This is a genomic window from Variovorax sp. YR266 (assembly GCF_900107295.1).
Classification (GTDB): Bacteria; Pseudomonadota; Gammaproteobacteria; order Burkholderiales; family Burkholderiaceae_C; genus Variovorax.
The window spans coordinates 474,348-492,596 of the sequence record NZ_FNPM01000004.1; the positions used below are offsets into that span (position 1 = coordinate 474,348).

An 18,249-nucleotide genomic window follows, 5' to 3' on the forward strand; every position below is an offset into this window, starting at 1 on the left:
GGTAGGCTGTGCCGGTATACATTCGTTTCTTTCATTCTCCTTTCCCCCTCGCGCCCTCTTCCTGCGCGCCCATCGTCCGCGAGCCTGCCTGCAAGCCCCTACAAGATCGTGCCGTCCCGAATTTCTCCTCTCCAAATCAGCGCCTACACGGCGACCTCCGCCGTCGGTGTCGGCAAGGACGTGCTGGCCGACGCGCTCGCGCAGTCGCGCAGCGGACTGCGCGCCAATGACTTCGGCGACGCCCCTCTGCCCACCTGGATCGGCCGCGTCGACGGGCTCGAGGAGATCCGCCTGCCCGAATCGCTCGCCCATTGGGACTGCCGCAACAACCGGCTCGCCTGGCTGGGCCTGCATGCCGACGGCTTCATCGAGGCCGTGGCCGCCGCGCGCGAGAAGTACGGGGCCTCACGCATCGCGCTGATCCTGGGCACCTCGACCGCCAGCATCGGCGAGACCGAGCTGGCCTACACCCAGCTCGACGAACAGGGCATGTTCCCACCCAACCAGCGCCGTGCCGCAGTGCACACGCCGCATTCGCTGGCCATGTTCACGCAGCAGGTGCTGGGCATCAGCGGCCCGAGCGAAACCATTTCCACCGCCTGCTCGTCGAGCGCCAAGGTGTTCGCCTCGGCCGAGCGGCTGATCCGCCTGGGCCTGGCCGACGCGGCCGTGGTCGGCGGGGCCGACACGCTGTGCGGCAGCGTGCTGTTCGGCTTCAACTCGCTCGAACTGGTGTCGAGCGAGCCGTGCCGGCCCTTCGACGCCACACGCAAGGGCATCAGCCTCGGCGAGGCCGCGGGCTTCGCGCTGGTCGAGCGCGTGCAGACCGGCGCCGACGCCGCGCCGCTGCACCTGCTGGGCTACGGCGAGGCCAGCGACGCGCACCACATGTCGACGCCGCACCCCGAGGGCCTGGGCGCCGAACGCGCGCTCGACGAGGCGCTGGCGCGCGCCGGCCTCGCGCCCGAGGCCATCGACTACATCAACATGCACGGCACCGCGAGCCAGAAGAACGACGAGGTCGAGGGCGCGCTGGTGGCGCGCCGCTTCCCGGCGCGCACGCACGCCAGCTCGACCAAGGGCTTCATGGGCCACACGCTGGGCGCGGCGGGCATCGTCGAGGCCGTCATCAGCCTGCTGGCCATCGAGCGCGGCGTGATGCCGGGCACCGTCAACACCCACACGCTGGACGAAGGCTTCGGCCCGCAGATCAGGCTCGAACCGGCGCGCGGCGAGGTGCGCTATGCGCTGACCAATTCATTCGGCTTCGGCGGCAACAACTGCTCGCTGGTGTTCGGCAAGGCGGCATGAGCGACATGAACCAAGCCCCCACGCCCCCGACCCTCTACATCGAAGGCCCCGCCTTCTGGACACCCACGCTGCCCGGCTGGGAGGCCGCGCGCGCCGCTTTCCGCGGCGAAGGCACGCTGGCCGACCCGCCCGCCAAGCGCCCGTCGCCACAGGTGCTGGCCCCGGCCGAGCGCCGCCGCGCGCCCGATACCGTGGCGCTGGCGCTCGAAGTGGCGGCCGCCGCCCTGGCCGGCTCGGGCCGCAACGCTGCCGACGTGCCCTGCGTGTTCACCTCGGCGCACGGCGACCTGTCGATCAACGACTACATGTGCAGCACGCTCGCGAGCGACCCGAAGATGCTGTCGCCCACCAAGTTCCACAACTCGGTGCACAACGCGGCCGTGGGCTACTGGACCATCGGCACCGGCTGCATGGCGGCCAGCAACGCCGTGTCGGCCTACGAGCACAGCTTTGCCTCGGGCCTGCTCGAAGCTGCGGTGCAATGCGCCTGCGACCAGGAGCCGGTGCTGCTGGTGGGCTACGACGCACCCACGGTGGGTGCGCTGACCTCCGTGACCGACAGCCGCGGCCTGCTGGCGCTGGCGCTGGTGATCGCCAGCGAACCGACCGAACGGACCGTGGCGGCGCTCGACTGGTCGCTGGCCGGCACCGAGAACAACGACAACGCCACGCCGCCGCACTCGGAGGCCGCGAAGTCGCTCGCCGAAATCAACCCCATGGCGCAGGCGTTGCCGCTGTTCGAATCGCTGGCGCACATCGACAATGGCAACGGTTCGGCCCCCATCGACCTGCCGCTGTCTCCCACGCTGTCGCTGCGGCTGCAGCTGAGGCCGCACAGCCGGGGCTGAGTACCGTGCCCCCTGCCCCCGGCGCTATGCTTTTCGCAGCATCGCCGGTTGACAGGGATATTCGAGGTTTACCCAACTTTACGGAGCGTTCAAGCCTGCTTGCTCCCTGTGGACGACCATGAAGCGCATGAGCACCCCCCAACTCCTGATGATCGAAGACGACGCCCGCCTGGCGCAGATGGTGGGCGAATACCTGACGCAGTCGGGCTTCGCGTTCAACCATGCCGGCGACGGCGCCGCCGGGCTCGAGCAGCTGCAGCAGCACGCGCCCGACCTGGTGATCCTCGACCTGATGCTGCCCGACACCGACGGGCTCGAAGTCTGCCGCCGCATCCGCGCGCTGCCCGGCCCGCTGTCGAAGGTGTCGGTGCTGATGCTGACGGCCAAGGGCGACCCGATGGACCGCATCATCGGCCTCGAAATCGGCGCCGACGACTACCTGCCCAAGCCCTTCGAGCCGCGCGAGCTGCTGGCGCGCATCCGCGCCGTGCTGCGCCGCCGCAGCGAGAACGCCACCGAGGCCGAAGCCTCCACGGTGATGCGCTTCGGCACGCTGGAAATCGACCGCAATGCACGCACCGTGTCGGTGGCCGGCGCGCTGGCCGACCTGACCTCCTACCAGTTCGACCTGCTGGTGGCGATGGCCGAGCGCGCGGGCCGCGTGCTCACGCGCGACCAGATCATGGAGGCCGTGCGCGGCCGCGAACTCGAAGCCTTCGACCGTTCCATCGACGTGCACATGGGCCGCATCCGCGCGGCCATAGAAGTCGACGCGAAGAACCCCAAGCGCATCCTCACGGTGCGCGGCGTGGGCTACGTGTTCGCGAAACAGCAAGACTGAGCGGCTGCCGATGCTGCGCAGCCTCTACTCACGCCACCTCTACGTCCGCATCTGGCTCGCGGTGGTGGGCGGCGTCGTCATCCTCACGCTGATGGCCAACTGGATCGTGCGCGAAGCGGCGGAGGCCGAGCGCGAGCGCCTGGCACCGGTGCCGCGCAACGTGGTCGTGCTGGACGCACAGGACAAGCCGATCGGCGCGGGCACCGCCCTGCGCGTACCGGGCCAGGGCCTGGAGTTCGACGTGACGCTCAGCGACGGCAAGGCCATCACGCTGCGCGTGGCGCCACGCGAGCGGCCCACCGGCTCCGGCGGCTTCGCGCCGTGGCGCACGCCCTTCGGGCTGGGCTGGATGATCGCGTTGGTGGGCGTGGCGGTGGCATTGGGCGTGTACCCGATCGTGCGGCGCATCACGCAGCGGCTGGAATCCCTGCAGCGCGGCGTGCAGCGATGGGGCGAGGGCGATCTCTCGGTGCGGGTGACCGAAGAAGGGCAGGACGAAGTGGCTGATCTCTCAAAACGATTCAACGCGTCGGCAGAACGCATCGAGCAACTGGTGCGCTCGCACAAATCGCTGCTGGCCAACGCCTCGCACGAGCTGCGTTCACCGCTCACACGCATCCGCATGGGCCTGGAGCTGATGGGCGAGCGCCCGAGCCCGGCCGCTCGCGAGGAAATTTCGCGCAACATCGGCGAGCTCGACCAGCTCATCGACGAAATCCTGCTGGCCAGCCGGCTCGACGCCAGCGAGGCAGACATGGGCACCATCGAGGCCGTGGACCTGACCGGCCTGGCGGCCGAAGAGTGCTCGCAGGTGAACGCCGAGCTCGACCTGGCCGAAGGCACCGACAACGCCACGCTCACCGTGCCGGGCGTGTCGCGCCTGCTGCGCCGTGCGATCCGCAACCTGCTGGAAAACGCCCGCCGATACGGCGCCGGCGAAATCGCGGTGGAGCTGGGCAGCGCCAACGGCTATGCCACCGTGCGCGTCAACGACCGCGGCCCCGGCGTGCCCACGGCCCTGCGCGAACGCATCTTCGAACCCTTCTACCGCCTGCCGGGCGCCAGCGAGCGCAACGGCGGCGTGGGCCTGGGGCTGGCGCTGGTGAAGTCGATCGCCGAACGGCACGGCGGCACGGTGCGCTGCGAAGACCGCCCGGGCGGCGGCGCCAGCTTCGTGATCCGGTTGCCGGCCGTAGCGCGCGGGCACTGACCGCGCCACCCTCGCCCGCACGGGGCCGTGGTCAGGTTGGCTCCCAGATGCCAACCTAAAATCCCGCCCCTATGCAGAGATCGCACATCGTTCGGCCCGCGGCCATGTTCTGGGGGCTGGTGGTGTTCATGCCGGTCGGCGTCACCTACCTTTCGGCCATCTTGCTGCTGCTCACCATGCTGGTGGCCGGCGGCTTGCGCGAGCGCTACGCGCGGCTGCGCGCCAACCCGCTGTGGTGGCCGGTGGTGGCGTACCTGGCCTGGACCTTCCTCGTGCTGGCCTTCGGGCGGCACTACCCCGAAACCGGCTCCAACCTGTTCCACGGGGTGCGCATCGGCCTCACGATATTGATGGCGATGGCGCTCACGCGCGAAGAAGCGATATGGGCGCTGCGCGGCTTCCTGCTGATCGCGGCGCTGAATATCCTGCTGATCGTGGCCTATTACGCCATCGGCTTTCCGGTCTGGTCGCCGCTGCGCGCGGTGGTCATGGAGGTGGGCAACAAGTCGATCAGCAACGCGCTGCTGTTCAGCGTGGTGGCGTCCACCGCCGCCGTGTGGGGCATTGCGCAGATCGCCGCGCACAAGCCGCTGCGTGCTATTCCGGCCTTCGTGCTGCTGCTCGGGCTGGGCGTGGTGGTGGCGCTGCCGCTGACTTCGCGTACCTCGGTGCTCGCGTTGCTGCTGGTGATTCCGGTGGTGTGCATCCACCAGTGGCGCAATCACCTGAAGATGCTGGTGAGCGCGCTGGTGCTGGGGGCCGTGGTGCTGGGGGCCGGGCTGTACCAGTTGCCGCAGCTCCAGCACAAGGTCGAGACCGGCGTGCAGGAAATCGAAGAGGCGCAGGCCGGCGCCATCTTCAAGGGCAGCTGGGTGATCCGCTACTACATGTACAAGGACACGGGCCTCATGATCGCCGACCGGCCGCTCACCGGCTGGGGCATCGGCGGCTGGACCGAGCAGTGGCACAAGCGCGGCCCGGCGCTGTTCGCCGACTCGAACATGCCGCACAACGACTTCCTGTGGGTCGGCGCGCAGGGCGGGCTGCCGGCCTTGCTGAGCCTGCTGGTCATCATGGTCGCCGCCGTCTGGCAGGCGTGGAAACGGCCCGATATGGCGGGCCGTTATGCGCTGGCAGCTACGTTGATCGCGCTGATCGCGTCGAGCGTGAATTCGGCCATGCGCGACGCGCAGATCGGCCTGGCACTGCTGTTCATCGCGATGGTCTACCTGCGGCTGGCGCAGGAGAAGCAAGACCCGGATCCGTGGCGCGACCTGCTGCCGTCGCGTTGGCGCAAGAAAGAAACCGCCCCCCAGGCTGCTGCCTGAACTGCAGTAAAGGGGCGGTTGCGTCGGCTCGGCTCAGTGCCGCGCCGACACCGTCTCGCCGGCCTTCAGCCGGTACACCGTGCCGCAATACGGGCACTTGGCCTCGCCGGTGCGCGCCACGTCGAGGTACACCTTCGGGTGGCTGTTCCAGAGCTTCATGTCGGCCTTGGGGCTGGGGCAGAAAACGCCGCCCTGATGGTTGAGCTCCTTGGCCAGGAGTTCGACGACTGCATTGGTGGACATGGGTTCTCTCAGACTTTCGTGAGCCAGTGGGCGTACTTGGGGTTCTTGCCGTTCACGATGTCGAAGAAGGCAGACTGGATTTTCTCGGTGATCGGGCCACGGGCACCGCCGTCGCCGCGGTTGCCGATCTCGACGCGGTCGAGTTCGCGGATGGGCGTCACTTCAGCAGCGGTGCCGGTGAAGAAGGCCTCGTCGGCGATGTAGACCTCGTCGCGCGTGATGCGCTTTTGCACCAGTTCCAGGCCCAGGTCCTTGCACACGTGCAGGATGGTGTTGCGCGTGATGCCGTTGAGCGCGCCGGCCGAAAGGTCGGGCGTGTACACCACGCCGCCCTTGACCACGAAGATGTTCTCGCCCGCGCCTTCCGACACGAAGCCGCTCGCGTCGAGCAGCAGCGCCTCGTCGTAGCCGTCGTCCAGCGCTTCCATGTTGGCCAGGATCGAGTTGGTGTAGTTGCTCACCGTCTTGGCCTGCGTCATCGTGATGTTGACGTGGTGGCGGGTGTAGCTCGAGGTTTTCACGCGGATGCCGCGCTTCATGCCCTCTTCGCCCAGGTAGGCGCCCCAGGACCAGGCCGCGACCATGGCGTGGATCTTGTTGCCCTTGGGGCTCACGCCGAGCTTTTCGGAGCCGATCCAGATCAGCGGGCGCAGGTAGCAGCTTTCGAGCTTGTTCTCGCGCACCACCTGTTTCTGGGCCTCGTTGAGCTGTTCGGGCGTGAACGGGATCTTCATGCGCAGGATCTTGGCGCTGTTGAACAGGCGCTCGGTGTGCTCTGCCAGGCGGAAGATCGACGTGCCGCCGTCCGCCGTCTTGTAGGCGCGCACGCCCTCGAAGGCGCCGCAACCGTAGTGCAGCGTGTGGCTCAGCACGTGGATCTTGGCGTCGCGCCAGTCCACGAGTTCGCCGTCCATCCAGATCTTGCCGTCACGGTCGTCCAGCGAGGGGGGGATCGAGCTCATTTCCTGATTCCTTTGTTTGGGAAGCGGTGTGGGGGTGGGGTGCGACGGGGGAAGTCGCAAAAGCTTTCGATTTTACGGCCGGGGCCGGAACGGGGTGCCCGACAATGGCCGGTTGTGCAAACCAGTGGAAAAAGGGTTTCCGTGTCCGTATTCAAGAACGTCATCGTCTATCGCATCGAACCTGCCTGGTCCCAAACACTGGCCGAGGCGGAAGAAGGGCTCGGCAAGCAGCGCTTCGAGCCCTGCGGCCCCTCGCAGGAAAAGTCCGCCGGCTGGGTCGAGCCCCGCGGCGAAGCCAACGGCCCGTTGGTCGAATCCATCGACGGCCAGTGGCTGGTCGAATACATGATCGAGAGCAAGACCGTGCCCGGCTCCGTGGTGCGCCGCAAGCTCGACGAGCGCTGCGCGCAGATCGAAGCCACCACCGGCCGCAAGCCCGGCAAGAAGGAAAAGAAGGAGCTCAAGGAAGACATCACCCTGGAGCTGCTGCCCATGGCCTTCACGCGCAGTGCACGCGTGGCGGTGTGGATCGACAAGGCCGAGAACCGCCTCGTGATCAACAGCGGCAACGCCGCACGCGCCGACGAAGTGGTCACCAGCCTCGTGAAGTCGCTCGACGGCTTTGCCGTGGCCCTCATCAACACGCAGATCGAGCCCGCAGCCGCCATGGCCAACTGGCTGCTGACGCAGGAGCCGCCGGCCGGCTTCACCATCGACCGCGAATGCGAGCTCAAGGCCTCCGACGACTCCAAGGCCGTGGTGCGCTACGCCAAGCACCCGCTGGACATCGACGAGGTGAAGCAGCACATCACCGACGGCAAGCGCCCGACGCGGCTCGCGCTGACGTGGGACGACCGCGTGTCCTTCGAGCTGACGCACGGCATGCTGATCCGCAAGATCACCTTCCTCGAAGGCACGGGCGACGGCGCCGCGGGCGGCAAGAAGGAAGACAACTTCGACGCAGATGTGGCGATTGCCACGGGCGAGCTGGGTCAGCTGGTGCCGGCGCTGCTCGATGCTCTGGGCGGCGAGGCAGCGTTCTCGGCGGCATTGCCCGACGAAGCGCAGAAGCCCGCTGTGGCAGCCGCACCGACGACGACCGTGCCTGCCGATGCGCCCGAGGAAGAAGACGCGCCGTTCTAAGGCCGCAATGGCTCAGGCGACCAGGTAGGTCTGCGCCAGCCGCACCCAGCATGCGGCTCCAAGCGGCAGCACCTGGTCGTTGAAGTCATACCCGGGGTTGTGCACCATGCAGCCCCCGAACTCGCCCTCCCCGTTGCCGAGCAGCAGATAGCAGCCCGGCAACGCATCGAGCATCCACGCGAAGTCCTCGCTGCCCGCGAAGCCCCGGGGCACTTTCGTGATGACGTTCTCCTCGCCCACCAGCTCGGTGCAGACCTGCGCCATCAGCTGCGTCTCGGCCGCGGTGTTGACCACCGGCGGCACCAGCTGGCGGTAGTCGATCTCGGCCTCCACGCCGTGCGCCTGCGCGGTGAGGCTCACGATCTCGCGGATGCGCTGCTCGACCAGCGCGCGCGTCTCGGGCTGCGCCGCGCGCACGTTCAGCCCCAGCGACACCGACTGCGGAATCACGTTGTGCGTGGCGCCGCCACGGATGAAGCCGACCGACACCACCGCCGTGTCGTCAGGCGCCACGTTGCGCGCCACCACGGTCTGCAGCGCCGTCACCACCGCCGCAGCTGCCGCGACGGGATCGCGCGCGCGGTGCGGCATGGCACCGTGTCCACCCACGCCCTTGATCGTGACGTCGGCCACGTCGGACGACAGCGTGACCGGGCCTTCGACCGCCAGCACGGTGCCCACCGGCACGCCCGGCGCGTTGTGCAGCGCGTACACCGCATCGCAGGGGAAGCGCTCGAACAGGCCGTCCGCGATCATCGCGCGCGCGCCGCAGAGGTTTTCTTCATCGGGCTGGAAGATCAGGTTCAGCGTGCCGTCGAAGTTGCGCGCCGTCGCCAGCGCCTTGGCCGCGGCCAGCAGAATCGCCGTGTGGCCGTCGTGCCCGCAGGCATGCATGCGGCCCGGGTTTCGGCTCGCATACGGCAGGCCGGTGGCCTCGATGATGGGCAGCGCGTCCATGTCGGCGCGGATGCCGAGGCGGCGCGTGCCGCTGCCGAGCTTGAGCTGCGCCACGATGCCGGTCTTGCCGATGCCGGTGTGCACCTCGTAGCCCCAGCTGCGCAGCAGGTTCGCAACGAGTTCGCTGGTGGCGCTCACCTCGAAGCCGAGCTCCGGGTTGGCGTGGATCTGGCGGCGGATGTCGACGAAGGCCTTCGTGTCGACGTCGGCCTGGGGGAGCAGGCGCGACAGGAGCTTCGTGGTCTGGGGGCTGAGTTCGCGGGTCATGTGAAAGGGTTCGCTCTCGGTGAAGTTCTTCGATCAATCGGCCTTGCGTTCGCGCAGGCTCAGCAGCGCGCACAGGCTCAGCACGCCGCAGACCATCATGTAGAAGGCCGGCGACATCGGGTTGTCCGTCTTCGCGAGCAGCCAGGTCACGATGAACTGCGAGGAGCCGCCGAACACCGTCACGCCCACGCTGTAAATCACCGAGATGCCGCTGGCGCGCACGCCGGCCGGCAGCATCTCGAGCAGCATCAGGAACATCGGCGTGGTGCCGATGTTCACGCTCGCTGTCAGCAGTGCCGACAGCGCCAGCACCAGCGGCACGCTCGGGTAATGGCTGATGATCCAGAACACCGGGTAGACGGCGACAACGCTGAACAGCAGCGAGCCGATCACCAGCGGCTTGCGGTTCGGCAGCCTGTCAGCCAATCGCCCCGCCACCAGCGACACCACGAACAGCGTGATGCCCGTGACGCAGCCCGACAGCAGCGACAGCGACGGCGGCATGTGCAGCACGCGGATCATGTAGGTGGGCATGAAGAACACCACGAGGTACATCGTCGCCGTGCCCGCCGTGGTGGCGAGGATGCCCTTGAGCACCAGGCCGCCGTGGTTGCGCATCAGCCGCCCGATGGGGCTGGACTCGTGGCTTTCGGCAACGTGCGTTTCCTCCAGTTGCGAGCGGATGTACAGGCCCACCGGCGCGATCAGCAGGCCGAGCAGGAACGGCAGGCGCCAGCCCCAGCTTTCGAGCGACGCCTGCGGCAATGCGGCGTACAGCGCGGCGCCCGTGAGCGCGCCCAGCAGCGCCGACACACCCTGGCTCGCCAACTGCCAGCTCACGCGGAAGCCCCGGCCCTTGATGCCTCCGGCCTCCATCAGCATCGAGGTGGCCGCACCCACCTCGCCGCCCAGCGAGAAGCCCTGCAGCAGCCGGCCCGCGACGATCATCAGCGAGCCGAACACGCCGGCCGACGCATAGCTGGGCGCGAACGCGATGCACAGCGTGCCGAGCACCATGAGGCCGATGGTCAGCGTCATCGCGGCCTTGCGGCCCTTGCGGTCGGCGTAGTTGCCGATGATCACGCCGCCCAGCGGCCGCATCACGAAGCCGATGCCGAAGGTGGCCACGGCCAGCAGCAGCGAGCCGTACGGGCTGTCGGAGGGGAAGAACAGCTTGCCGATCAGCAGCGCGAAGAAGCTGTAGACGGTGAAGTCGTACATCTCCAGCGCATTGCCCAGCGAGCAGGCGGCGATCAAACGGAACTGGCTCTGCCTTCCCTTGCCTTGCACGGCAGTAGCGGCGGCTGGTGAAGGGCCCCGGATCGGGCTTGCGGGCAATGCGGCTTCGCTCATCTAATGTCACTCCACGAACAGGTTGCGGGGGGCCGGATCGGCCTCTGGCGGCGGAGTATTCAGGCAAAGCGCTGCGGCAAAGAATCACATATTTTCATGCTGATAACCAAACGGCATCCCCGTCATAAACAGGCACCGGAAGCCATCGGGACAACCCTCAGGACGCCTTATTTCGGGAGATCGGCACCACGATGAAGCTGCAACAGTTGCGCGTTCTGCTGGCGGTGGCACAGCACGGCAGCATCCATGAGGCGTCGCGCAGCCTGCACACCACGCAGCCCGCGCTGTCGAAGACCATTTCGGAACTGGAGCGCGAACTCGGCGTGACGCTGATGTCGCGTTCCACGCGCGGCGTGAGCCTCACCCCCTACGGCGTGGCGCTGGTCAAGCGCGCGAGCCTTGTCGAGCAGGAACTGCGGCATGCGCTCGAAGACATCGAAGCGATCCGCGGGCACGACGAGGCGCAGCTCAACATCGGCTTTACCGCGGTGGCATCGAGCGGGCCGCTGCCCGATGCGATGGCTTCGTTCCGCCAGCGCTTTCCCAACGTGGCGATGCGCGGCTTCGAGCTGCGGCCGCAGCAGATCTTCGAAGGCCTGCGCGAGGGCCGGCTCGACCTGGGATTGGTCTCCACCTGCAACGGGCCGGGCACCAGCGCCCTCCAGTGGGAGCCGCTTTTCTCAGTGGCGATGCATTTATCGGTGCGCGCCGGCCATCCGCTGCGGCGCGTGCGCAAGCTGCAGCCGCTGCTCGACGCCGACTGGCTGGTGCTCGACCCCGTCGACGACGCCGGCAGCCCGCTGGTGAGCACGATGCGCCTGCACGGCCTGGAGATGCCCAGGCGCATGGTGCACAGCGCCTCGAACCTGCTGGGCCTGCAGCTGGCCACGCAGACCGACCTGGTCAGCATGTGGTCGGATTTCGTCTTCCACGGCGCGGGGCCGCTGCGGCTGCAGCCCGGCCTGCTGGAAAAGCTGTCGATCACCGATGCGCTGCCGGACTTCGACGTGTTCCTGGTCTACCGCTCGGCCGACCTCATGACGCACGTGTGCACCGAATTCGTGAAGGAGGCGCGCCACCATGCGAAAGCGAATCCGCCTTGGCGGCAGCCAAGGCGCAAGGCGGGCGCGGGCTGATCAGGCCGCGGGGGTCTGCGTGCTGTCGTCTTCGGGCGCCGTTTCGGGCCGCGTCATCGTCCAGCTCTGCAGCTTGCCGCCGTTGAACACGGTATCGACATACGAGCCGCCGCCATCGGTCCAGCGGTAGTGCTCGGGCTGCTCGTCCTTGGGCGAGCGCAGCTCGCCGAGGGCGCGCGTCATCGCGATCACGTGCATCAGCGTCACGCCCGGCTTGAGCTTGGCATTGAGCATCACGGCGCTGGCCACATAGCCCACCGGCCGTTCGGCCGCGCGCTTGAGCACCTGCATCGCGCGGTTGAAGTGCAGCAGCAAGAACATCACGATCGCGCCGCCGGCCAGGGCAACACCGCCCCAACCGCCGCTGCGCCAGGCCAGCCCCAGGAGAAGGATGGCACCCACGGGCACCAGAAGTTTCTTGAAATCCATGGCGCGCATTGTCGCCGCCCCGGGGCGGGCGCCGAAGTAGCGGCCCTGACTACCCCTGGGCGCGCTGGACGGTACTCACCTCGAAAAGCGCATGGCACGCGAGCGCCACGCGGCACATTTCGCTTCACGGGCACAGCAAGCCCGGGCCACCGAAAAGCGTATGACCATCCCGCGTTCCGTCACCTTCGTTCGTCTCACCCTCGTCGGCACGGCGATCAGCAGCATGGACGGCCGCGAACAGTTTCAGGGAGAGGCAACCCGGGTCGCAGGCTCGCAAGGCACCGGCATGGCGAACGCCACCGGCAGCCGCAGCGGCGACCCGGGATGCCAGTACACGATGAACCCGGCCACGTTGGGCAGCGGCCAATGCGTACCCAGCAGCGGACCGGCGTTCACGACACACATCGGGGGATAGGGAGGGTAGCCCGGCGCGTCACAGGCGCGCCGGGCATTTTTTCCCGACGGTCAATCGAGGCGGCGGACCACGTCCATCGCCTCTTCGATGCGTTCGACGGCGTGGATCGTCAAACCTTCGATCTCTTTCGTACCCTTGCGCGGCGCATTCGCCTTGGGCACCACGGCCACGCTGAAACCGAGCTTGGCCGCTTCACGCAAACGCTCCTGCCCGCGCGGCGCGGGTCGCACCTCGCCGGCCAGCCCCACTTCGCCGAAAGCGATGAAGCCCTTGGGCAGCGGCTTGCCGCGCAGGCTCGACGTAATGGCGAGCATCACGGCCAGGTCGGCCGCAGGTTCGCTGATGCGCACGCCGCCCACCGCGTTGACGAACACGTCCTGGTCCATGCAGGCCACGCCCGCGTGGCGGTGCAACACGGCCAGCAGCATGGCGAGGCGGTCGCGGTCCAGGCCCACCGACAGGCGGCGCGGGCTGGGCCCGCCGTTGTCGACCAGCGCCTGGATCTCCACCAGCATCGGCCGCGTGCCTTCGAGCGTGACCAGCACCACGCTGCCGGGCACCGGCTCGGGGTGCTGGCTCAGGAAGATCGCGCTCGGATTGGTCACGCCCTTCAGGCCGCGCTCGGTCATGGCGAACACGCCGATCTCATTGACTGCGCCAAAACGGTTCTTGATGGCGCGCACGAGGCGAAAGCTCGAATGCGTGTCGCCCTCGAAGTACAGCACCGTGTCGACCATGTGCTCGAGCACGCGCGGGCCGGCAAGCGCGCCCTCTTTAGTCACATGCCCCACCAGCACCACGGCCGTGCCGCTGGTCTTGGCAAAGCGCGTGAGGTGCGCCGCGCATTCGCGCACCTGCGCCACCGAGCCGGGGGCCGAGGTGAGCTGGTCTGAATAAACCGTCTGGATCGAGTCGATCACCGCGATGGCCGGGCGCGTGGCGTCGAGCGTGGCGATGATTTTCTCGAGCTGGATCTCGGCCAGCACCTGCACCTGCGAGTGATCGAGGCCGAGCCGCCTGGAGCGCAGCGCCACCTGCGAGCCGCTTTCCTCGCCCGTCACGTACAGCGCGTTCTGCCCCGCGCGCTGCAACGCATCGACCGCCTGCAGCAGCAGCGTCGACTTGCCGATGCCCGGGTCGCCGCCGATCAGCGTGACGCCGCCCGAGACGATGCCGCCGCCCAGCACGCGATCGAGCTCGTCGATGCCGGTGGGGGTACGCGCGATGTCGGTCGCCTCGATTTCGGAAAGGGTCGCGAGCTCCGACGCGCCCGCGAGTGACGCGAACTGCGTGCCGAAACGGTTGTTGGCTGGCCCGTTGCCCGCGCCCGCGACCTGCTCGATGAGTGTGTTCCAGGCGCCGCAGCTCGGGCATTTGCCGAGCCACTTGGGGCTGGTGCCGCCGCATTCGCTGCAGACGAAAAGTGTTTTGTCCTTGGCCATGCGGCGAGTTTAGGTGTCCGCACAAACCCTGATGCCCGGTGCCTTGGAAAGAAACGGCCAATCATTTAACATGTTAAGTAATTTCGGAAGAGACAAGCCTTGAGCACGACATTCACGCACCGCAATTTGCCGCGCCTGCTGCTGCAGGCCCGCGAAGCCGTGATGGCCCACACCCGGCCCAGCCTGCGCGAGCACGCGCTGTCCGATCAGCAATGGCGCGTGCTGCGCGTGCTGGGCGAACACGGCGCGGTCGATACCGGCCGGGTCGCGCGAGAGGCCTTCATCCTCGGCCCCAGCCTTACCGGCGTGCTCGCGCGCATGGAGCGCGACAACCTCATCACCCGCGCCCGCGATCCGGCCGACCAGCGCCGCACCGTGGTCGAGGCCACGCCGCACGGCATGAAGCTCGTGAAGCGGCTGTCGACCAGCATCGAGTCGCACTACGAGTGGATGGAGAAGTCGCTCGGCAAGGCCAAGCTCACGCAGCTCTACGAGCTGCTCGACGAACTGATCGCACTGGAGCAACCCTCGCCATGAGCCATTTCCTGCCCACAGGCACGGTGTACGGCACCTTGCTGAACTTCCGCGCCGAAGTGGACGCGCTCGCGCCGCAGATGACGCAGGCGCCCTACAAGGCGCCGCCGAAGGCACCCGTGCTCTATGTGAAGACGGCCAACACCTGGAGCCCGCACGGCAGCGCCATCACAGTGCCGGCTGCGGTGCCCGAGGTGGAAATCGGCGCGAGCATCGGCATGGTGATCGGCGCAGAGGGCGACGTCGAAGGCTTCGTGCTGATGAACGACCTGTCGATACCGCATGCGAGCTTCTTCCGCCCACCGGTGAAGTTCAAGTGCGTCGACGGCTTCCTGGGCATCGGCCCCGTGCTGCGCGACGCGCAAGAGATTGCCGACCCCGCGAGCTTCCGCGTCGAGGTGCGCATCAACGGCGATCTGAAGCAGTCCATCGACTTCTCGCAGCTCGTGCGGCCGGCGCAGCAGTTGCTCGCCGACGTCGGCGACTTCATGACGCTCGCTCACGGCGACGTGCTGATGCTCGGCTGCGGTCACGGCCGCCCGCTGGCCCGCGCCGGCGATCGCATCGACATCTCCGCGCCGGGGTTCGAGACATTGAGCAACACGCTGGTGAAGGAAGCCGCGTGAAGCACGCACGCGTCATCTTCGAAGGCCGCGAGCACACCGGCACGAGCCACGAATTCAACGGCCAGCAAGACGCTGCCGTGCGCCTGGGCGACGGCCGCATCGTGCCGCAGGACCAGCTCACCTGGCTGCCCCCGCTCGCGCCAACTGCACGCCCCCGCACCATCCTCGCGCTCGGCCTCAACTACGCCGACCACGCGAAGGAACTCGAATTCAAGGCACCCGAGGAACCGCTGGTGTTCGTCAAGGGCCAGAGCACGCTCATCGGCCACCGCCAGCACACGCACCGCCCGGCCGACGTGAAGTTCATGCACTACGAATGCGAGCTCGCCATCGTCGTCGGCAAGACCGCGAAGAACGTGAAGCGCGACGATGCCTACGACTTCATCGGCGGCTACACGGTGGCCAACGACTATGCCATCCGCGACTACCTCGAGAACTGGTATCGCCCCAACCTGCGCGTGAAGAATCGCGACACCTGCACGCCACTGGGCCCGTGGTTCGTCGACGCCGCCGACGTGCCCGACCCCATGGCGCTCGCGCTGCGCACCACCGTCAACGGCACCGTCACGCAGCAAGGCAGCACGCGCGACATGATCTTCGACGCGCCCTTCCTCATCGAGTACTTCAGCCGCTTCATGACGCTGTCGCCGGGCGACCTGATCCTCACCGGCACACCTGACGGCGTGGTCGATTGCCAGCCGGGCGACGTCGTCGTCACCGAGATCGAGCGCATCGGCGCGCTTCAGAACACCATTCAAGGAAAAGCATGAGAGTCGATCACCTGATCGCCGGCAAGAGCGTGGCCGGCACGGACTACTTCGAAACCGTCAACCCCGCCACGCAGGAAGTACTGGCCGAGGTCGCCTCGGGCGGCGAAGCCGAAGTGAATGCGGCCGTGGCTGCCGCGAAGGAAGCCTTTCCGAAGTGGGCCGGCATGCCCGCGCCCGAGCGCGCGAAGCTGATCCGCAAGCTCGGCGACCTGATCGCCAAGCACGTGCCCGAGATCGCGCAGACCGAAACCAACGACTGCGGCCAGGTGATCGCGCAGACCGGCAAGCAGCTCATTCCACGCGCGGCCGACAACTTCTACTACTTCGCCGAGATGTGCACGCGCGTGGACGGCCACACCTACCCCACGCCCACGCACCTGAACTACACGCTGTTCCATCCGGTGGGCGTGTGCGCGCTCATCAGCCCGTGGAACGTGCCCTTCATGACGGCCACGTGGAAGGTCGCGCCCTGCCTGGCCTTCGGCAACACGGCCGTGCTGAAGATGAGCGAGCTCTCGCCGCTGACGGCCGCGCGCCTGGGCGAGCTGGCGCTCGAAGCCGGCATTCCGCCCGGCGTGCTGAACCTGGTGCACGGCTATGGCAAGGAAGCGGGCGAACCGCTGGTGGCGCACCCCGACGTGCGTGCCATTTCGTTCACCGGCTCCACCGCCACGGGCAACCGCATCGTGAAGAGCGCGGGCCTGAAGAAGTTCAGCATGGAACTGGGCGGCAAGAGCCCCTTCGTGATCTTCGACGACGCCGACCTCGACCGCGCGCTCGACGCGGCCGTGTTCATGATCTTCAGCAACAACGGCGAACGCTGCACGGCCGGTTCGCGCATCCTGGTGCAGCAGTCGATCTACGCCGACTTCGCGGCGAAGTTCGCCGAGCGCGCCAAGCGCATCACCGTGGGCGACCCGCTCGACGAGAAGACCATCGTCGGCCCGATGATCTCGCAGGCCCACCTGGCCAAGGTGCGCAGCTACATCGAGCTGGGTCCGAAGGAAGGCGCGACGCTGCTGTGCGGCGGCCTCGAAGCGCCGAGCAACTTGCCCGGTCGCGTGAAGAAGGGCAACTACGTGGTGCCCACCGTGTTCGCCGACGTCGACAACCGCATGAAGATCGCGCAGGACGAGATCTTCGGCCCCGTGGCCTGCCTGATTCCGTTCAAGGACGAGGCAGATGCGATTCGCCTGGCCAACGACATCCAGTACGGCCTGAGCAGCTACGTGTGGACCGAGAACATCGGCAAGGCGCACCGCGTGGCCGCCGCAGTGGAAGCCGGCATGTGCTTCGTCAACAGCCAGAACGTACGGGACCTGCGCCAGCCCTTCGGCGGCACCAAGGCCTCGGGCACGGGACGTGAAGGCGGCACCTGGAGCTACGAGGTGTTCTGCGAGCCGAAGAACGTGGCGGTGTCGCTGGGCTCGCATCACATTCCGCACTGGGGCGTGGCGTGAGCACACGCCGCCGCACGCTGCTGCAAGGCGCGGCCGCATTCGCGGCCCTGCCCTTGCTGGCGCGTGCACAGGGCACATGGCCCAACAAGCCGATCCGCGTGATCGTGCCCTTCACGCCCGGCGGCACCACCGACTTCGTGGCGCGCCTCGTCGGCGTCGAGCTGTCGAAGACGCTGGGCCAACCCGTCATCGTCGACAACAAGCCCGGCGCAGGCACGGTGATCGGCGTCGATGCAGCGGCCAAGGCCGCGCCCGACGGCTACACCCTCGTCTGCGTGGCCAACAGCTTCACGGCCAACCAGACGCTGATCCGCAAGCTGCCCTACGACACGCAGAAAGACCTGCGCCCCGTCGCTCTCATGGGCATGTCGGAACACGTGCTCGCCACGCATCCGGCCAGCGACCTGAAGACGCTCGCCGACTTGCGCAACGCAGCCAAGGCGAAGCCCGGCACGCTGAGCTTTGCCTCCTTCGGCAACGGCACCTCGGCCCATCTGTCGGGCGAAATGCTCAAGCTGCAGATGGGCCTGGACATCGTGCACGTGCCCTACAAGGGCCAGGGCCCGGCGCTGACCGACCTGCTCGGCGGACAGGTGACGATGATGTTCGGCAACTGGCCCGAGTTCCGCAGCCACATCCAGAACGGCAGGCTCGTCGCGCTTGGCATGGCGACGGCGCAGCGCTCGCAGTACGCACCGGCCATACCCACACTGGCGGAACAGGGTGTGTCCATCGAGTCCAATTCGTGGAACGGCTTGCTGGCGCCCGCGGGCACGCCCGACGCCGTGGTGCAGCGCATGAACGCCGAAGTGAACCGCGCGCTGGCGGGGCCGGTGGTGACGGAGGCCTTCCACAAGGGAGGCATCGCGTCGCTGTCGGGCACGCCGGAGCGCTTTGCGGCTTTCATACAGAGCGAGATTGCGAAGTATGGCGACGTGATCCGCAGGGCCAACATCCAGGTGGAGGGCTGAACG

At 67.7% G+C, this 18,249-nt stretch carries 19 protein-coding genes; 13 read left to right on the forward strand and 6 right to left on the reverse strand.

Going from position 1 to position 18,249, the window contains the following annotated elements; genetic code table 11:
* The first annotated feature begins 108 nt into the window (after nucleotides 1–108).
* The 5 genes from BLW48_RS14070 (at nucleotide 109) to BLW48_RS14090 (ending at nucleotide 5,538) form a co-directional block, all read left to right on the forward strand.
* Nucleotides 109–1,311 (forward strand): beta-ketoacyl-[acyl-carrier-protein] synthase family protein, encoded by a 1,203-nt coding sequence (locus BLW48_RS14070; protein ID WP_093053378.1) that lies wholly within the window; start codon nucleotides 109–111, stop codon nucleotides 1,309–1,311.
* A 5-nt stretch (nucleotides 1,312–1,316) separates the two neighbouring features.
* Nucleotides 1,317–2,159, forward strand: coding sequence for a beta-ketoacyl synthase chain length factor (locus tag BLW48_RS14075; RefSeq protein WP_256330774.1), 843 nt, complete (start codon nucleotides 1,317–1,319; stop codon nucleotides 2,157–2,159).
* Between the two features lie 118 nt (nucleotides 2,160–2,277).
* Entirely contained in the window at nucleotides 2,278–3,000 is a 723-nt protein-coding gene (locus BLW48_RS14080) for a response regulator transcription factor (RefSeq protein WP_093053372.1), read from the forward strand.
* A gap of 10 nt (nucleotides 3,001–3,010) precedes the next feature.
* Nucleotides 3,011–4,210 carry an ATP-binding protein gene (locus BLW48_RS14085; protein ID WP_093053369.1) on the forward strand — a complete coding sequence of 400 codons (1,200 nt, stop codon included), beginning with the start codon at nucleotides 3,011–3,013 and terminating at the stop codon, nucleotides 4,208–4,210.
* A 71-nt stretch (nucleotides 4,211–4,281) separates the two neighbouring features.
* Nucleotides 4,282–5,538 (forward strand): O-antigen ligase family protein, encoded by a 1,257-nt coding sequence (locus BLW48_RS14090; protein ID WP_093053366.1) that lies wholly within the window; start codon nucleotides 4,282–4,284, stop codon nucleotides 5,536–5,538.
* Nucleotides 5,539–5,571: 33 nt separating this feature from the next.
* Here BLW48_RS14090 and BLW48_RS14095 read toward each other — a convergent pair whose 3' ends face one another.
* Nucleotides 5,572–5,781 carry a zinc-finger domain-containing protein gene (locus BLW48_RS14095; protein WP_081270012.1) on the reverse strand — a complete coding sequence of 70 codons (210 nt, stop codon included), beginning with the start codon at nucleotides 5,779–5,781 and terminating at the stop codon, nucleotides 5,572–5,574.
* A gap of 8 nt (nucleotides 5,782–5,789) precedes the next feature.
* Complete coding sequence (locus BLW48_RS14100; protein WP_093053364.1) at nucleotides 5,790–6,743, reverse strand: branched-chain amino acid transaminase; 954 nt, start codon at nucleotides 6,741–6,743, stop codon at nucleotides 5,790–5,792.
* Nucleotides 6,744–6,884: 141 nt separating this feature from the next.
* On the opposite strand from BLW48_RS14100, the gene BLW48_RS14105 reads away from it, so the two are divergent.
* Nucleotides 6,885–7,886 (forward strand): recombination-associated protein RdgC, encoded by a 1,002-nt coding sequence (locus tag BLW48_RS14105; RefSeq protein WP_093053361.1) that lies wholly within the window; start codon nucleotides 6,885–6,887, stop codon nucleotides 7,884–7,886.
* A gap of 12 nt (nucleotides 7,887–7,898) precedes the next feature.
* Here the strand turns inward: BLW48_RS14105 and BLW48_RS14110 are convergent, their stop codons facing one another.
* Nucleotides 7,899–9,110 carry a M20 aminoacylase family protein gene (locus BLW48_RS14110; RefSeq protein ID WP_093175548.1) on the reverse strand — a complete coding sequence of 404 codons (1,212 nt, stop codon included), beginning with the start codon at nucleotides 9,108–9,110 and terminating at the stop codon, nucleotides 7,899–7,901.
* Nucleotides 9,111–9,143: 33 nt separating this feature from the next.
* Nucleotides 9,144–10,463: an MFS transporter gene (locus tag BLW48_RS14115; protein ID WP_093053355.1), complete on the reverse strand. Its 1,320-nt coding sequence runs from the start codon at nucleotides 10,461–10,463 to the stop codon at nucleotides 9,144–9,146.
* Nucleotides 10,464–10,654: 191 nt separating this feature from the next.
* Here BLW48_RS14115 and BLW48_RS14120 point away from each other — a divergent pair, with 191 nt between their 5' ends.
* Complete coding sequence (locus BLW48_RS14120; protein ID WP_093175550.1) at nucleotides 10,655–11,599, forward strand: LysR family transcriptional regulator; 945 nt, start codon at nucleotides 10,655–10,657, stop codon at nucleotides 11,597–11,599.
* On the opposite strand, the gene BLW48_RS14125 is transcribed toward BLW48_RS14120, so the two are convergent.
* Nucleotides 11,600–12,037 (reverse strand): glycerate kinase, encoded by a 438-nt coding sequence (locus tag BLW48_RS14125; protein WP_093053349.1) that lies wholly within the window; start codon nucleotides 12,035–12,037, stop codon nucleotides 11,600–11,602.
* 82 nt (nucleotides 12,038–12,119) lie between these two features.
* On the opposite strand from BLW48_RS14125, the gene BLW48_RS14130 reads away from it, so the two are divergent.
* Complete coding sequence (locus BLW48_RS14130) at nucleotides 12,120–12,443, forward strand: hypothetical protein (protein WP_256216748.1); 324 nt, start codon at nucleotides 12,120–12,122, stop codon at nucleotides 12,441–12,443.
* A gap of 50 nt (nucleotides 12,444–12,493) precedes the next feature.
* Here the strand turns inward: BLW48_RS14130 and radA are convergent, their stop codons facing one another.
* Nucleotides 12,494–13,885 (reverse strand): DNA repair protein RadA, encoded by a 1,392-nt coding sequence (radA, locus tag BLW48_RS14135; RefSeq protein WP_093076715.1) that lies wholly within the window; start codon nucleotides 13,883–13,885, stop codon nucleotides 12,494–12,496.
* A gap of 99 nt (nucleotides 13,886–13,984) precedes the next feature.
* Here radA and hpaR point away from each other — a divergent pair, with 99 nt between their 5' ends.
* Genes hpaR through BLW48_RS14160 form a run of 5 tightly spaced genes read left to right on the forward strand, consistent with a single transcriptional unit; the run spans nucleotide 13,985 to nucleotide 18,246 of the window.
* Nucleotides 13,985–14,422, forward strand: a complete 438-nt coding sequence (gene hpaR, locus BLW48_RS14140; RefSeq protein ID WP_093175553.1) for a homoprotocatechuate degradation operon regulator HpaR — start codon at nucleotides 13,985–13,987, stop codon at nucleotides 14,420–14,422.
* Nucleotides 14,419–15,045, forward strand: coding sequence for a fumarylacetoacetate hydrolase family protein (locus tag BLW48_RS14145; RefSeq protein ID WP_093175556.1), 627 nt, complete (start codon nucleotides 14,419–14,421; stop codon nucleotides 15,043–15,045). Before hpaR ends, BLW48_RS14145 begins: the two co-directional genes overlap by 4 nt.
* Nucleotides 15,042–15,815, forward strand: a complete 774-nt coding sequence (locus tag BLW48_RS14150) for a fumarylacetoacetate hydrolase family protein (protein WP_093175559.1) — start codon at nucleotides 15,042–15,044, stop codon at nucleotides 15,813–15,815. Before BLW48_RS14145 ends, BLW48_RS14150 begins: the two co-directional genes overlap by 4 nt.
* Nucleotides 15,812–17,275, forward strand: coding sequence for a 5-carboxymethyl-2-hydroxymuconate semialdehyde dehydrogenase (gene hpaE, locus BLW48_RS14155; RefSeq protein WP_093175562.1), 1,464 nt, complete (start codon nucleotides 15,812–15,814; stop codon nucleotides 17,273–17,275). The genes BLW48_RS14150 and hpaE overlap by 4 nt, the downstream gene beginning before the upstream one ends.
* Nucleotides 17,272–18,246 (forward strand): tripartite tricarboxylate transporter substrate binding protein, encoded by a 975-nt coding sequence (locus BLW48_RS14160; protein WP_093175565.1) that lies wholly within the window; start codon nucleotides 17,272–17,274, stop codon nucleotides 18,244–18,246. Before hpaE ends, BLW48_RS14160 begins: the two co-directional genes overlap by 4 nt.
* Nucleotides 18,247–18,249: the final 3 nt, after the last annotated feature.

What these genes read in the sequence shown, in the direction of transcription:
- BLW48_RS14075 (WP_256330774.1), top strand. Translation starts at nt 1,317, where the DNA reads ATGAACCAAGCCCCCACGCCCCCGACCCTCTACATCGAAGGCCCCGCC.
- BLW48_RS14080 (WP_093053372.1), top strand. Translation starts at nt 2,278, where the DNA reads ATGAAGCGCATGAGCACCCCCCAACTCCTGATGATCGAAGACGACGCC.
- BLW48_RS14085 (WP_093053369.1), top strand. Translation starts at nt 3,011, where the DNA reads ATGCTGCGCAGCCTCTACTCACGCCACCTCTACGTCCGCATCTGGCTC.
- BLW48_RS14090 (WP_093053366.1), top strand. Translation starts at nt 4,282, where the DNA reads ATGCAGAGATCGCACATCGTTCGGCCCGCGGCCATGTTCTGGGGGCTG.
- BLW48_RS14095 (WP_081270012.1), bottom strand. Translation starts at nt 5,781, where the DNA reads ATGTCCACCAATGCAGTCGTCGAACTCCTGGCCAAGGAGCTCAACCAT.
- BLW48_RS14100 (WP_093053364.1), bottom strand. Translation starts at nt 6,743, where the DNA reads ATGAGCTCGATCCCCCCCTCGCTGGACGACCGTGACGGCAAGATCTGG.
- BLW48_RS14110 (WP_093175548.1), bottom strand. Translation starts at nt 9,110, where the DNA reads ATGACCCGCGAACTCAGCCCCCAGACCACGAAGCTCCTGTCGCGCCTG.
- BLW48_RS14115 (WP_093053355.1), bottom strand. Translation starts at nt 10,463, where the DNA reads ATGAGCGAAGCCGCATTGCCCGCAAGCCCGATCCGGGGCCCTTCACCA.
- BLW48_RS14120 (WP_093175550.1), top strand. Translation starts at nt 10,655, where the DNA reads ATGAAGCTGCAACAGTTGCGCGTTCTGCTGGCGGTGGCACAGCACGGC.
- BLW48_RS14125 (WP_093053349.1), bottom strand. Translation starts at nt 12,037, where the DNA reads ATGCGCGCCATGGATTTCAAGAAACTTCTGGTGCCCGTGGGTGCCATC.
- BLW48_RS14130 (WP_256216748.1), top strand. Translation starts at nt 12,120, where the DNA reads ATGGCACGCGAGCGCCACGCGGCACATTTCGCTTCACGGGCACAGCAA.
- radA (WP_093076715.1), bottom strand. Translation starts at nt 13,885, where the DNA reads ATGGCCAAGGACAAAACACTTTTCGTCTGCAGCGAATGCGGCGGCACC.
- BLW48_RS14145 (WP_093175556.1), top strand. Translation starts at nt 14,419, where the DNA reads ATGAGCCATTTCCTGCCCACAGGCACGGTGTACGGCACCTTGCTGAAC.
- hpaE (WP_093175562.1), top strand. Translation starts at nt 15,812, where the DNA reads ATGAGAGTCGATCACCTGATCGCCGGCAAGAGCGTGGCCGGCACGGAC.